This is a genomic window from Phreatobacter sp. AB_2022a, from assembly GCF_026847585.1.
Taxonomy (GTDB): Bacteria; Pseudomonadota; Alphaproteobacteria; order Rhizobiales; family Phreatobacteraceae; genus Phreatobacter.
Window position 1 is genome coordinate 87,924 of record NZ_JAPSET010000008.1, and the last position, 13,162, is coordinate 101,085.

General features: G+C 68.2%; 14 protein-coding genes. 8 read left to right on the top strand and 6 right to left on the bottom strand.

Annotation, left to right across the window (positions count from 1 at the left end; all coding sequences use genetic code 11):
• Positions 1-46: 46 nt before the first annotated feature.
• The 6 genes from OZ671_RS08210 to OZ671_RS08235 form a co-directional block, all read right to left on the bottom strand.
• Positions 47-796, bottom strand: coding sequence for an ABC transporter ATP-binding protein (locus OZ671_RS08210; RefSeq protein ID WP_268860289.1), 750 nt, complete (start codon positions 794-796; stop codon positions 47-49).
• Between the two features lies 1 nt (position 797).
• Entirely contained in the window at positions 798-1,541 is a 744-nt protein-coding gene (locus OZ671_RS08215; RefSeq protein WP_268860290.1) for an ABC transporter ATP-binding protein, read from the bottom strand.
• Positions 1,538-2,533: a branched-chain amino acid ABC transporter permease gene (locus tag OZ671_RS08220; protein WP_268860291.1), complete on the bottom strand. Its 996-nt coding sequence runs from the start codon at positions 2,531-2,533 to the stop codon at positions 1,538-1,540. The genes OZ671_RS08215 and OZ671_RS08220 overlap by 4 nt, the downstream gene beginning before the upstream one ends.
• Complete coding sequence (locus tag OZ671_RS08225) at positions 2,530-3,408, bottom strand: branched-chain amino acid ABC transporter permease (protein ID WP_268860292.1); 879 nt, start codon at positions 3,406-3,408, stop codon at positions 2,530-2,532. Before OZ671_RS08225 ends, OZ671_RS08220 begins: the two co-directional genes overlap by 4 nt.
• A 142-nt stretch (positions 3,409-3,550) precedes the next feature.
• Positions 3,551-4,720, bottom strand: coding sequence for an ABC transporter substrate-binding protein (locus OZ671_RS08230; RefSeq protein WP_268860293.1), 1,170 nt, complete (start codon positions 4,718-4,720; stop codon positions 3,551-3,553).
• Between the two features lie 57 nt (positions 4,721-4,777).
• Positions 4,778-5,704: a shikimate dehydrogenase gene (locus OZ671_RS08235; RefSeq protein ID WP_442957061.1), complete on the bottom strand. Its 927-nt coding sequence runs from the start codon at positions 5,702-5,704 to the stop codon at positions 4,778-4,780.
• A gap of 328 nt (positions 5,705-6,032) precedes the next feature.
• Here OZ671_RS08235 and OZ671_RS08240 point away from each other — a divergent pair, with 328 nt between their 5' ends.
• From OZ671_RS08240 to OZ671_RS08275, 8 genes are all read left to right on the top strand, one after another.
• A complete protein-coding gene (locus tag OZ671_RS08240) occupies positions 6,033-6,773 on the top strand; it encodes a hypothetical protein (RefSeq protein WP_268860294.1) in 741 nt (246 codons plus the stop codon).
• A gap of 18 nt (positions 6,774-6,791) precedes the next feature.
• Positions 6,792-7,472: a lysophospholipid acyltransferase family protein gene (locus OZ671_RS08245; protein WP_268860295.1), complete on the top strand. Its 681-nt coding sequence runs from the start codon at positions 6,792-6,794 to the stop codon at positions 7,470-7,472.
• Position 7,473: 1 nt separating this feature from the next.
• The gene (locus OZ671_RS08250) at positions 7,474-8,418 is read left to right on the top strand and encodes a phosphatidate cytidylyltransferase (protein ID WP_268860296.1); all 945 of its coding nucleotides are present in this window, start codon (positions 7,474-7,476) and stop codon (positions 8,416-8,418) included.
• Between the two features lie 57 nt (positions 8,419-8,475).
• Positions 8,476-9,135 (top strand): CDP-alcohol phosphatidyltransferase family protein, encoded by a 660-nt coding sequence (locus tag OZ671_RS08255; RefSeq protein ID WP_268860297.1) that lies wholly within the window; start codon positions 8,476-8,478, stop codon positions 9,133-9,135.
• 94 nt (positions 9,136-9,229) lie between these two features.
• A complete protein-coding gene (locus OZ671_RS08260; RefSeq protein WP_268860298.1) occupies positions 9,230-9,622 on the top strand; it encodes a RidA family protein in 393 nt (130 codons plus the stop codon).
• 40 nt (positions 9,623-9,662) lie between these two features.
• Positions 9,663-10,718 (top strand): ABC transporter substrate-binding protein, encoded by a 1,056-nt coding sequence (locus tag OZ671_RS08265; protein ID WP_268860299.1) that lies wholly within the window; start codon positions 9,663-9,665, stop codon positions 10,716-10,718.
• A 42-nt stretch (positions 10,719-10,760) separates the two neighbouring features.
• Positions 10,761-12,080, top strand: coding sequence for an amidohydrolase family protein (locus tag OZ671_RS08270; RefSeq protein WP_268860300.1), 1,320 nt, complete (start codon positions 10,761-10,763; stop codon positions 12,078-12,080).
• Between the two features lie 161 nt (positions 12,081-12,241).
• Positions 12,242-13,087: a helix-turn-helix transcriptional regulator gene (locus OZ671_RS08275; protein WP_268860301.1), complete on the top strand. Its 846-nt coding sequence runs from the start codon at positions 12,242-12,244 to the stop codon at positions 13,085-13,087.
• The last annotated feature ends 75 nt before the right edge of the window (positions 13,088-13,162 follow it).

The following is a 13,162-nucleotide window of genomic DNA, read 5'->3' on the forward strand; positions in this document are numbered from 1 at the left end:
ACCGCGGCAGGTCCAGGGCCGAGCCAGGGCAGCGCCGGCCGTGCGATCAGGCCGGCTCGGCATGGCCGCCGAGAAACAGCTGGCCCACGCGCGGATCCGCAAGGATCGCCTGCGCGGTGTCGTGCATGCGCGTCTGGCCCTGCTCGAGCACGATGGCCTCGTCGGAGATCGACAGCGCGCTGCGGGCATTCTGCTCGATCAGCAGAATGGTGACACCGCGCGCGCGCAGATCCTTCAGGATCTGGAACACCTCCTGGACCATCAGCGGCGACAGGCCGATCGACGGCTCGTCGATCAGGACGAGCTTCGGCTCCAGCATGAGGCCGCGGGCGACCTCCAGGATCTTCTGCTGTCCGCCCGACAGCGTCGAGGCCTGGGCATCGGCCTTGGCCCTGAGCATCGGAAACCGGTCCATCGCCCGCTCGATGCGGCCGTCGAGATCGGTGACGCCAGGGATCGCGACCGCGCCGAGTTCCAGATTGTGCCGGACGGAGATTTCCGGAAAGACGTTGCGGCCCTGCGGCACATAGGTGATGCCGCGGGCGATGAGGCGCGCCGGCGGCTGGCCGCTGACGTCCTCGCCATCGAAACGGATATGCCCCGACCGCACCTTCAGCAGGCCGAAAATGGCCTTGAACACGGTCGACTTGCCGGCGCCGTTCGGGCCGATCACCGTGGTGATCGTGCCCGGCCGGACGGCGAAGCTGGTGCCATTGAGAATGGTGATCGGGCCGTAGCCGGCCACCACCTGATCGAGAATGAGCACGGCATCGGCCGCGCCGCCGCTGGCAGCCATGTCAGCCTCCAAGATAAGCGTCGACGACGGCCGGGTCGCGGCGCACGTCTTCCGGCCGGCCCTCGGCGATGATCCGTCCCTCGGCCAGCACGATGACGCGCGTGCACAGGCTCATGACGAAGTCCATGTTGTGCTCGATCACCACGAAGGTCGTGCCGACCTCGCGGTTATAGGCGGCAAGCCGCTCCTTCAGGCCTTCGAGCATGGTCGGATTGACACCCCCGGCCGGCTCGTCGAGCAGGACGAGGCGCGGCCCGGCCATGAACGCCATGGCCGCGTCGAGCAGCTTCTGCTGGCCGTAGCTGAGCCGCCCGGCCTTCTCATCGGCAAGATGGCCGAGGCGGAAGAAGCCGATCATGGCCTCCGCCTTGCCGCCGAGCCCGGCGTCGCGCGCGCCGAACAGCCGCGAGACCAGCGAGCCGACATGCTCCTGGCCGGCCAGGATCAGGTTCTCCTTGACGGTCAGCTGCGGGAACACCTGCAGAAGCTGGAAGGTCCGGCTCACCCCGCGCCGGTTCAGTTCGGACGGCCTCAGGCCGGTAATGGTCCGCCCGTCGAGGGTCACCTCGCCCTCGCTCGGCGCGATCTGGCCGAGGATGCAGTTGAACAGCGTCGACTTGCCCGAGCCGTTCGGCCCGATCAGGCCGAGCACCTCGCCCGGCGCGACGTCGAAGGAGACGTCGGACACGGCGGTGATGCCGCCGAAACGGCGGGTCAGGTTGCGGACCGACAGGACCGGGCTCATGGCCGCCTCCTCAACGCGTTCAGCGCCCGCTCGGCAAGACCGAGAATGCCGCCCGGGCAGAGCACGAGCAGGACCAGCACGGAGGCCGCGAAGATCAGGAGGTAGAGACCGCCGGTGAAGCGCAGCCATTCCGGCAGGGCGACGGCGAGCAGCGCGCCGATGAACGGTCCGATCATGGTGCCGGCGCCGCCGCAGATCACCATCAGGACCAGGAAGAACGAGGCCGACAGCGAGAAGGGCGAGGGATCGATGAACTCGACAAGCGGAGCATAGAGCGCACCGGCGAACCCGCCATAGGCCGAGCCGATGGCAAAGGCGAGCAGGGTATAGAGCCGCGTGTCGATGCCGAGGCTCGCAGCGCGCACCGGGTTCTCGCGCAGCGCCAGGAAGGCCCTCCCCCACGGGCTCCTGACAAGCCACCAGAGCGCCAGCGCGAGGACCAGCGTGATGCCGACGACGAAGCGGTGGAAGGCGAGCGCCCCGTCGGTCGAAAAGCCGAAAACGACCGGGCGCGGAATGTTGGAGAGGCCGAAGGTGCCGCCGGTCAGCCATTGCTCGTTGCGCATGACCAGCCAGACGACGGTCGCGAAAGCCAGCGTGACGAAGCCGAGATAGTGGGCGCGGACCCGCAGCGCCGGAAAGCCGATGACGATGCCGACGACAAAGCAGGCAAGGCCGGACAGGCCGAAGGCCGCGATCCAGGGAATGCCAGCCTTGGTCATCAACGCCGTCACATAGGCGCCGATGCCGAGGAAGGCCGCCTGGCAGAGCGCCTTGAGACCGGCGTAGCCGAGAATGAGATTGAGCCCCATGGCCGCGATCGCCGTCACCAGCCAGAGCGAGAGGACATAGGTGCCGTAGCGCCCCATGCCCGATGGCGCGAACCAGAGCACCACCGCGCCGACGAGAAGGGTCGCGAGCGCGGCGTCACGACCGGCGAGGAGCTGGCCAAGGCGGGAGGCCGGACGGCCCGAGCTGCCGATGCCGCTCATACCCGCCGCTCCTCCTTCGAGCCGAACAGCCCTTCGGGCTTGACCAGGATGATGACCACCAGCAGCACCAGCGGCACCGCCGAGCGATAGCTGGTCGAGACATAGGAGGCGGCGAGCGCGTCGACGATGCCGACGAGGAGGCCGCCCCAAAGCGCCCCGCGCACCTGGTTGAAGCCGCCGACGATGGCGGCGATGAAGGCGGAAAGGCCGATCACGTCGCCGTTGGAGAACTTGGCGAGATAGATCGGCGAGACCAGGAAGCTCGCCATGGCGGCAAGGCCGGCATTGATCAGGAAGGTGTAGAGGATCATCCGCTGGACCGGGATGCCGAGCAGCAGCGCGACCTGCGGGTTCTGCGCGGTCGCCTGCATCTGCCGGCCGGTGCGGGTGCCGCCGACGAACCATTGCAGCAGGCCGATCACCGCGAAGGCGACGACGATCACCAGGATGTTCTGCCAGGAAATGGCCGTGCCGAGCAGGTCGAAAGTGCCCGACGGCGCGAGCGAGGGAAAAACCTGGGCCTCGGGCGAGAAGAAGTCCTTCGCGCCCTCCTTCATCAGGATCGACAGGGCCATGGTGGCGAAGGCAAGCGGCAGCACGCCCTGCGCGATCATCGGATCGACCAGGAACCGCTTGAAGCCGAAACCGAACAGCAGCACGAAAACGGCCGTGCCGACGATCAGTGCCAGCCAGACCGGCAGGCCGAAGGTCATGGTGCAGACCAGCACGAGAATGGCCGGCAGCATGACGAATTCGCCCTGGGCGAAATTGATGGTCTGCGAGGTCTGCCAGACGAGCGTGAAGCCGATGGCCGCAAGCGCATAGATGGCGCCCGTGGCAAGGCCGGCGATGAGGATCTGGACGAGTTCGGCCATGGCGGACAACCCGGGAAGAACAGGCCGGGACTTGGCCCGGCACCAACGGAAGGATGCGGCCGCAAGGCGCCGCCTCGCCCGCCTCGCCGGTTCCGGGAAGGCGGCGGTTCCGGCGGTCGCGCCGCCGGTCGATCCGCGGTCCTTACTGCGTGCCGGCCGGCCGCAGCATCGGCAAGGTGACGTTGATCACCTGCCGGCCGTTGACCACCTCGCCGAGGAAGCTTTCGCGGTCGAGGTCGCCGTTCTGCTCGATGCGGGTGGTGATCAGGATGCCAGGCTCCATGGCCGGCGTGATGGTCGCGCCGCGCAGGGCGGCGGCAAGCCCCTTGCGGTCGAAGCGGCCCATCTTCTCGGTCGCCCACTTGATCATGAACACCGCCATGTAGCCCTTCAGGCCATTGTGGTCGGGCGTGGTGTTGAAGCGCTCACGGAACTGGCGGCCGAACTCCTGGAAGGCCGGCACCGGCGCGTCGATCGACAGGCCGACATGGCCGCGCGCGCCATTGGCCGCATCGCCGGCGAGCTCGATCACCTTCTGGCCGAGCAGCGTGGTCTCGCCGACCAGCGGCACGCTGATACCCTGCTGGCGCGCTGCCCTGAGGAAGCGCGCGCTCTCGTCCTCGTTGAGGTAGACGAAGACCGCATCGGCGCCTGAATTCTTGATGCGGATGGCATCGGCGGCGAAATCGGTCTGGCCCTGCTCGGTCGAAATGTCGGCGACCACCTGCATGCCGCGCGAGGTGAGTTCCGGAATGATCGCGTCGCGGCCGCCCTTGCCGAAATCATTGTTGACGAAGATCACGGCAATCTTGGTCGCCTTGACCGTGTCGCGCAGATAGGCGGCGATCTTCGGCATGGCCGCTGCCTGCGACAGCGAGGTGCGGAAAATGAACGGATTGCCCTGGCGGGTGAGGTTGGCCGCCTCGCCGCCGACGATCTGGGTCACCTCGGCGCGCTGCGCGATCTGCATGGAGGCGCTGATCGGGCCGGAAAAGACCGGGCCGAGCACGGCATAGGCGTCCTCGTCGATCGCGCGCTGGACCGCTGCGCGCGATGCGCCCGGATTGGTCTGGGTGTCGTAGTGGACGATCTGGATCTGCCGCCCGAGAATGCCACCACGGGCATTGATCTGGCTGACCGCCAAGTCGATGCCGTTGCGCCAGTTGGTGCCGGCGGTCGCGCCCGCGCCCGACAGTTCCGAGACATTGACGAGGCGGACCGTCTGCCCGGCCTGCTGCGCCTTGGCCGGCAGCGCGAGGGCGGCCGCAAGGGCGAAGCCCGCGAGCCAGGATGCAAACTTCAAGGATGCCATGATGTCGGTTCCTCCCGGTGTCGGATGCAAGGCCCGTTGGCCGGGCTTGTCCCCTCTTTATGAATTCAGCCGGCTTTTGTCTCGTTCGGCAGACATGTCATCGACGGCGGCGCGCCGCGCCGCCATCACCGCGTCGAACGCCGCGGTCATCGCACTTTCCGATCCTTCGAGCCCGGTGAACAGGCGAAAACCATCCAATGCCTGATGAATCACCAATTCGCGGCCGGTCATCAGGCGGGCGCCCCGCTCCCGCGCCATCCGGAGGAACGGCGTGATCAGCGGCGAATAGACGACGTCGACGGCGATCTGGCCGGCCGCGATCAGGCCGGCCGGGACCGGGCTGCGGATATCGGGCGCCATGCCGAGCGGCGTCGCATTGATGATCGCCCCCGCCCCTTCGACCGCCGTCTCGACCGATCCGGCGACGCAGGCCCGGCCGTCCGGCCCGAGCCGGCGCGCGAGATCCTCGGCCCGCGCGGGTTCCGCATCGAACAGCCGGAGCTCCGGGCCGCCCGGACGGGCGAGCGCAAAGGCGATGGCCCGGCCGACCCCGCCCGCGCCGATCAGGGCGACCGACGCGGGCCCCCCGGAAGAGCCGCAGGCTGCGACCATGCGGTCGTAGGCAGCCCGAAATCCGCTCGCATCGGTATTGTGGCCGATCAGCCTGCCCCCGCGCACCACGACCGTGTTGACCGCGCCCATGGCGGCAGCCCCCGGCTCGAGCTCATCGAGCAGGTCGACGACAGCCTCCTTGTAGGGATAGGTGACATTGACGCCGGCAAAACCCAGCAGGCGGACGCTATCGAGAACGGCACGCAGCGTCGTGCGATCCGCACCGGCGATCTCGATCAGGTGGTACCAGGCTTCGATGCCTGCCGCCCTGGCCGCCGCCTCATGCAGGGCGGGCGAGGCCGAGCTTGCGATCGGCGCGCCGACGAGGCCGATCAGAACCCGCCGTTTCGCGTTGTCTGAGCCGCGGCTCACGATGCCGGTCCTCCCCAAATGCCGGTCACGATTCATGGAACGGCCGGACACTGGCACGGAAGCGGCCGCAACGCGATGCTCATGATGTTCGGACGTGTCGCCCCGTCCGGTTCCGGCCAAGCGCCGGGCCTGCCGGCCTTTGTCGGCTTTCGGCGCCGGTACGGCTGCACGTGACCCGCCGCGCGGATCGGCGGGCCTGGCTTGAGGCGATGGGAGGGCGGCGGGCCCATCCGCGGCAGCCATTGAAATCCCGCGTGCTTTCCGCGACATGGTGCCGAAACGTGGTCCCGCGAGACCGATCCGACGCTCCTCACCGGATTCCAACCGCATGCGCACGCTGCTTCCGACCTTCGTCATCCTCACTGGCCTCGCGACCGCGGCGGCCGCCGCCCCGCCGGTCATTCCGCCGGTCACCTATCCGCCCCTTGCCCGCACCGCCGCCACCGCCGAAGGCTTCGCGCCGGCCGGCTGGACCATCGAACAGCGCCAGTCGGGCGACCTCAACGGCGACGGCCGGCCGGACCTCGTCCTGGTGCTGCGCGACACCAACGCGGCCAATATCGTCGACAATAGCGGGCTCGGCCGGCGCCGACTCAACACCAACCCGCGCATGCTGGCCGTGGCCTATGCGGATGCCGGCGGCTTCCGGCTCGTGCTGCAGAACCACACGCTGATCCCGCGTGAGACCGATCCGGTGCTCGACGACTTCATCGAGGGCGGCGGCGTCAGCATGGGCAACGGCTCCTTCAAGGTCCGCCTGCGCCGCTTCGCATCCGCAGGTTCCTGGGGCGTCGAGACGGTCACCTATACGTTCAAGCCGCGCGGCGACCTGATCGAGATGATCGGCTATGACCGCACCAGCACGCAGCGCAACAGCGGCGAGACCCGCGACGTCTCGATCAACTACGTCTCCGGCCGGATGAAGATCACGACCGGCACCATATCGGGCCGAGGAGAGCGTTCGGTCTGGCGCCAGGCGCCGGGCCGCCGCGGGCTGACCCTCGACCAAATCGGCGACGGCCTCGATTTCGACGCGGAGCAGGCGAGCGCCCGGTCGGGCGCGAACTGAGCGCGCGGAGCGCCCGAGGTGTCCATCGATCGACTGCAACCGGGCGGGGGCGTCGTCGAACGCCTGCTGGCACGGCCCTTCGCTCTTGCGGTTCTGCTGTTCGCCCGGGCGATCACCGCGGTCCGCGGCCTCTGGCCGGAGAGCGGGCCCTGGCGCCGACAGGCGGTCTACTTCGCCAACCACTCCAGCCACGGCGATTTCATCCTGATCTGGGCGGTGCAGCCGCCACGCCAGCGCCGCCGGCTGCGGCCCGTTGCCGGGGCGGACTATTGGCGCCGCTCCCGCCTCACCACCTTCATCGGCCGCGACGTGTTCAATGCCGTCCTGATCGAGCGCGATGCCAGCTCGCGCACCACCGACCCGGTGACGCAGATGGTCGAGGCGCTCGACGAGGGATCCTCGCTCATCCTCTTCCCGGAAGGCACGCGCAACCTGACCGAGGATCTCCTCCTGCCGTTCAAGACCGGCCTCTATCACCTTGCCGGCCGACGGCCGGGCGTCGATCTCGTTCCGGTCTGGATCGCCAATCTCAACCGGGTCCTGCCGAAAGGAGAGATCATCCCGATCCCGCTGATCTGCACGGTCAGCTTCGGCGAACCGCTGCGGCTGAAGGAGAACGAAGCGAGAGACGATTTCCTCGACCGAGCCCGCCAGGCGCTCCTTGCGCTCGCCCCGAAAACCCAGGAGCGAGGCGCCTGACATGGTCGATCCCGACATGATCAAGCTTCTGGCGGGAGCCTGCGGGCTGCTGACCGTCGCCTCGCTCACCGGCCTCGCCCTGGAACGCAAGCTCTCGCCCAACGGCGAAAATGCCACGATCGAGAACCTCAACGCCCGCATCAAGGCCTGGTGGGTGATGGTGCTCCTGGTCGGCCTCGCCTTCCTGGCCGGACGGGCCGGCGTCATCCTGCTGTTCGCCTTCTGCTCCTTCGCCGCTCTGCGCGAATTCGTGACCCTGACCAATACGCGCCGGGCGGACCACTGGGCGCTCGCCGCCGCATTCTTCGTGGTGCTGCCGGTCCAGTACGGGCTGATCTGGGCCGAACAGTATGGGATCTATTCGATCTTCATTCCAGTCTACGCCTTCCTGCTGATGCCGATCATCGCGGTCCTGCGCGGGGAGACGCAGGGCTTTCTGATCCGCATCGCCGAGGTGCAGTGGGCCTTGATGATAGCGGTGTTCTGCGCCTCTCACGTTCCGGCGCTGCTGACCCTCCAGATCCCCGGCTATGAGGGCCGCAACGTGCTGCTCATCGCCTTCCTGGTGATCGTCGTTCAGCTGAGCGACGTGCTCCAATATGTCTGGGGCAAGCTGTTCGGCCGCACCAAGATCGCGCCGAAGCTGTCGCCGTCGAAAACGGTCGAGGGTTTCGTCGGCGGGGTCGCAAGCGCGACCGGCATCGGCGCTCTGCTGTGGTGGATCACGCCCTTCACGCCGGTCCAGGCCGGCATCATGGCCTTCGTGATCACCATGATGGGCTTCTTCGGCGGCCTCGTCATGTCCGCGATCAAGCGCGACCGGGGCGTCAAGGACTGGGGCCACATGATCGGCGGGCACGGCGGGCTGATCGACCGGCTGGACTCGGTCGTGTTCGCCGCGCCGATCTTCTTCCATCTGACGCGCTACTGGTGGTCGCTGACGTGATCCTTCAGCGCTTGCCCCGCGCAGCCTGCCCATGCCGATCAGGAAGAGGCCACGGCCATGACCGATGAAAGCCCCCTCGCCGGCGACCGGCGCCCCTTGTCCAGCCGCGACAGTGCCTGGGCGCAGGCGATCGCGCGCACGCTGTCCAGCCAGACGATCACGCCGAACCAGATCTCGCAGGCCAGCGTCATCGCGGCGTTCCTCGCGGGCGGGGCATTCTGGCTCGCCGGCCAGACGGGTGGGCTCGGGCGTGCCCTTCTCCTGGCCACAGCCGCGCTGTTCTGCCAGTTACGCCTGCTCTGCAACCTCTTCGACGGCATGGTCGCCATGGAAGGCGGCAAGGCCGAGCCGGACGGACCTTTCTGGAACGAATTCCCGGATCGCGTCGCGGACATCCTGATCCTGGCCGGGCTCGGGTTCGGCGCGAATGCGCCTGCGCTCGGTCTGGCAGCGGCCGCCGCGGCCATTCTCACCGCCTATGTGCGCGAACTCGGGCGCGCCTGCGGCGCGCCGAGCGACTTCAGCGGGCCGATGGCCAAGCAGCATCGCATGGCAGTCGTCACCGCCGCTGCGGTCCTCTCCATCCCGTCGGTGCTCTGGGGCTGGCACGACGAAATTCCTCGAGCCGCTCTTTGGACGGTCGCGATCGGCGCTGCCGTCACCGCACTCAGGCGATCGTGGCGGCTCGTCCATTGGCTCAAGAGCCGCGCCGGCTGAGCCCAGTCGCGCATCGAGGCGATGACAGGCTGCCGAAGATCGGGCTTGCAATTTGTGCAATCGGTTGCAAGCATATCGACAGGAGGGCGGCGCGATGGACAAGAGCCTCATCAAGGGCAGCTGGCAGGAGGACTTTTCATTTTCCCCCGCCGTTGTGACGCGTGGCGGCCGCACGGTCTGGCTTGCCGGCCATACCGGCCAGAAGGACGAGGACGGCCGCTCGCTTGCCGGCGATTTCGAAGCGCAGACGCGCCAGACTTTCCGCAACATCGAAAGGACGCTCGCCGCTGCCGGCGGCACTCTCGCCGATCTCGTCTCGATGACGGTGTTCCTGATCGACGCGCGCCATTCACGCGCCATGACCGATCTGCGCAAGGACATCCTGAAACGCGATTTCCCGGCGAGCGCCGCGATCACCGTCGCAGGCTTCGCCCATCCCGACATGATGATCGAGATCCAGGCCGTCGCGGTTCTGCCCGACAGGTGAAGCCAAAGGCCGGCCACCGGCAGATCCGAGGGGGGACGCGATGGCGAAGCAGAGCATCAACAGGCGGCAGGCTCTCTCGCTCGCGGCGGGCGCAATCGCCCTGCCCGCCTCCATCCGCGCCGATCCGTTCCTCGCGCCCGCCCGCATCGTCTGCGGCTCGGTGCCCTATCTCTCCTCTGGCGGCTTCTTCGTGCCGCTCGCCAAGGGCTATTATCGCAAGCTCGCCCTCGACATCGACGTGCGCAACTTTGTCGACGGCGGCCTCGCCATGCCGGCGCTGGCCGCGGGCGAGATCGACATTTCCACCGCGCCCTGCAATGCCGGCTTCTTCAACCTGGTCGCCAAGGGTGCGGCCGTCCGCATCTTCATGGACCGCGGCCACGAGGCCCGCGGCCGCGGCTCGCAGGCAATCCTGGTCAGCAACAGCCTTCATGCCGACGGCTTCACCAATCTCGACGGCTATCGCCTGGCGAAAGGCAAGGTGCTGAGCATCGCCGTGATGGGCAGCGTCGCTCATTACCTGCATGCCCAGGCACTGCAGCGCGTCGGGCTGTCCTTTGCCGATCTCGAACTGCGCACCGGGCTCAACAGCAGCACGGCGCTGCAGCTCATGGCCAGCGGCCGGGTCGACATCGTCCTCGATCCGATGCCCGGCGGCCATGTCGCCGAAGCCCGGGGCATCGGCCGGATCGCGACCTGGAGCGACGAGATCGCGCCGGGCATGCAGCTTTCGACCTTCGCTGCCGGCGAACGCTTCCTGAAGGAGCGCCGCTCGGCGGCCGTGCGCTTCTGCATGGCGACGCTGCAGGGCTATCGCGAGTTCAACGCCGCAGCGGCATCCGGCGACCCCGCCATCATCAAGCTGCTTGCGGCCGAGACGCGCCTGCCCGAGGAGTTGCTGCAGCGGACCCGGCCGCGCTGGTCGACCATGGCCGAGGACGGCGCGCCGAACCGGGACGCGATCCTCGCCCAGCAGCGGTTCTGGCATGAACGCACCGACCTGCTGGTGCGGCCGGCGCCGGTCGAGCAACTCTTCGAGACGAGCGTGCTCGCGGAAGCCCAGCAGCGCCTTGCCGCCGACAACCCCTTCCTGTGAACATCCAGCCTTCCGCCCCGACGAACCTTCTGGAGAAGCGCCATGGCCACGCGACTGATCGTCAAGGACGCCGAGATCGTCACCATGGACGATCGGCTCGGCGACTTCACCGAAGCCGACATCCTCATCGAGGATGGGGCGATCGCCGCGGTCGGACCCGGGCTTGTCGCCCCCGGCGCCGAGGTCATCGACGGGCGAGGCAGCATCGTCCTGCCTGGCATCATCGACGCCCATAACTGCCTATGGCAGACCGTGCTGCGGGGGGCGGTGCCCGACCTCTGGCCGGGTACCTATTTCACCGAGTTCCTGCCGCTCCGCTCACGCTTCCGGCCCGAGGACAACTTCAACGCAGCCTATATTGGCGGCTTCGAAATGCTGTCCTACGGCACCACGACAGTTGTCGACTACTGTCACAATGTACGCGGCCCCGGCTATGCCGAAGCCTCGATCCGGGCTCTCCAGGGTACCGGCATCCGCCACGTCTTCAGCTATTCCTTCATGAGCGCCGAGCCCGACGGCTTCGCAAGCCTCGAGGACCGGTTCGCCGATGCCCGGCGGATCCACGCCGCGTTTCACGACCCGGCCAGCCTCACGACCATCAATTTCGGCGTGGTATCGCCAGGCTCGCCCGGCCTCGATGCCCAGATCGCCTTCGCACGCTCGCTCGGCGCACCGAGCTGCATCCATCTGCATCAGGCCGATGCGGTGACGGCGCTCGACGCGCGCGGCCTCATCGGGCCCGATCTCATGGTGATCCACGGCAACCAGCTGACCAATGCCGAACTCGACCGGATGGCCGCCGTCGGCATGCCGATCTGCTTCACGCCATCGGCCGACGTCCAGGGCACACCCGCCGATGTCGTGCGCCGGGCCGTCGATCGCGGCGTCCCGGTCGTCTTCGGCTGCGACGTGCCCTGCCATGTCGCCTCCGACCCGATCGGCCAGCTGCGCGTCATGTTCAACGTGCAGGGCTTCATCGACGGTGCCATGGCCCGCTCGTTCGGCTCGGTCGCCGGGCGACGGCCGCCGGTCGGCCCGGACATGCCGCTGCTGACGCCGCGCCGGCTGATCCAGATGGCGACCATCGGCGCCGCCCAGGTGCTCGGGCTCGACGAGCGGGTCGGCAGCCTGACCACAGGCAAACGGGCGGACCTCGTCATGGTGCGCAAGGGACCGTTCGGCAGCTCGGTGGCCGGCGATCCATGCGCCCATGTCCTGCTGCAGACGAGCCCGCGCGACATCGACACGGTGATCGTCGACGGGCGGATCAGGATGCGCGGCGGACGGCTGAAGGATTTCGATGCCGCGAAAGCGAGCACCATGCTCGCCGCCTCGCGCCGCCACATCCTCGGTGAGGCATGACCGGCCGGTCGAAGCCCCTGGCGGACCGAGCGGCGGCCGCTCTGGCGCCGCGCCATACGGCCGACCCCCGCAGCCGGTCCTGGAGTGCGGCCGTACCGTTCCGCTCTTATGCCCGCGAGCGCGGCAGGGAGCCGCGCTTCCATATCAGGCGGTCCGACCACGTGGCCGGCTTCTATCCCACCCACAAGCACGACTACTTCCAGATCATCTATTTCCGGACCCAGGCGCCGGCCCTGCGCGTCGGCCTCGTCAGCGACAGGCCGAAACCGGGATCGATCTATTTCATCGGCCCGATGGTGCCGCATCAGGTGCGTTTCGATTCCGCGACCCGCTGCGTCGTGCTCTATTTCGATCTCGACTTCCTGCGTCCGGATCTGACCGCAGCCTATCCGGCTGAAGAGCTCGCCCGCCTTGCGCCCGAACTCTATCCCTTCGTCTGGCAGAGCCAGGTCGAGCTCGCCCTGGACGAGGCGCAACGCTTGCGGCTCGAACGACGGCTCGATGCCCTGTGCGCCGAACACGATCGCCCGCGGCTCTGCACGCAGGCCGTCCTGCGGGCAGAGCTCGCCCTGCTGCTCGCCGAGATCTGCCGTGATCGCGCGAGCGATGTCGAACGCCTCGCCGAAAGCCGGCCGGCGCCCGGCCGCGACGGCGACCATATGCGCCGGATCGCCGACTTCATCGGCGAGAACTATGCACGCCCGGTCAGCCTCTCGGCCCTTGCAGCGGCAACCCGCCTGTCGCGCAGCCGCCTCTGCGCGCTGATCCGCCGTCATACCGGACGAACGTTCCAGACACTGGTCGCGCAGATGCGCATCGAGGACGCCTGCGAACGGCTGATCCTGACCGACGAGCCGGTCGGGCGGATCGCCCATGCGGTCGGCTATCACGACGAGAAGTATTTCCTGCGCGCCTTCAGAAAGCATGTTGGCACGACGCCGCGCGCCTTCCGCCTGCGCGACATCCGGCCGGCCGCGGCCGGGGACGGGCGCCGACCGCGCACATGAGGACCGCAACGCCGCCACGCTTGACTCGGCCGCGCGCGGGCGCGATTGTGCAACCGATTGCATTACACCAATGGC

Excerpts from the sequence above, each read along its gene's own strand:
- OZ671_RS08225 (WP_268860292.1), bottom strand. The coding sequence starts at position 3,408 with ATGGCCGAACTCGTCCAGATCCTCATCGCCGGCCTTGCCACGGGCGCC.
- OZ671_RS08215 (WP_268860290.1), bottom strand. The coding sequence starts at position 1,541 with ATGAGCCCGGTCCTGTCGGTCCGCAACCTGACCCGCCGTTTCGGCGGC.
- OZ671_RS08210 (WP_268860289.1), bottom strand. The coding sequence starts at position 796 with ATGGCTGCCAGCGGCGGCGCGGCCGATGCCGTGCTCATTCTCGATCAG.
- OZ671_RS08265 (WP_268860299.1), top strand. The coding sequence starts at position 9,663 with ATGGCGAAGCAGAGCATCAACAGGCGGCAGGCTCTCTCGCTCGCGGCG.
- OZ671_RS08260 (WP_268860298.1), top strand. The coding sequence starts at position 9,230 with ATGGACAAGAGCCTCATCAAGGGCAGCTGGCAGGAGGACTTTTCATTT.
- OZ671_RS08240 (WP_268860294.1), top strand. The coding sequence starts at position 6,033 with ATGCGCACGCTGCTTCCGACCTTCGTCATCCTCACTGGCCTCGCGACC.
- OZ671_RS08255 (WP_268860297.1), top strand. The coding sequence starts at position 8,476 with ATGACCGATGAAAGCCCCCTCGCCGGCGACCGGCGCCCCTTGTCCAGC.
- OZ671_RS08230 (WP_268860293.1), bottom strand. The coding sequence starts at position 4,720 with ATGGCATCCTTGAAGTTTGCATCCTGGCTCGCGGGCTTCGCCCTTGCG.
- OZ671_RS08270 (WP_268860300.1), top strand. The coding sequence starts at position 10,761 with ATGGCCACGCGACTGATCGTCAAGGACGCCGAGATCGTCACCATGGAC.
- OZ671_RS08220 (WP_268860291.1), bottom strand. The coding sequence starts at position 2,533 with ATGAGCGGCATCGGCAGCTCGGGCCGTCCGGCCTCCCGCCTTGGCCAG.
- OZ671_RS08250 (WP_268860296.1), top strand. The coding sequence starts at position 7,474 with ATGGTCGATCCCGACATGATCAAGCTTCTGGCGGGAGCCTGCGGGCTG.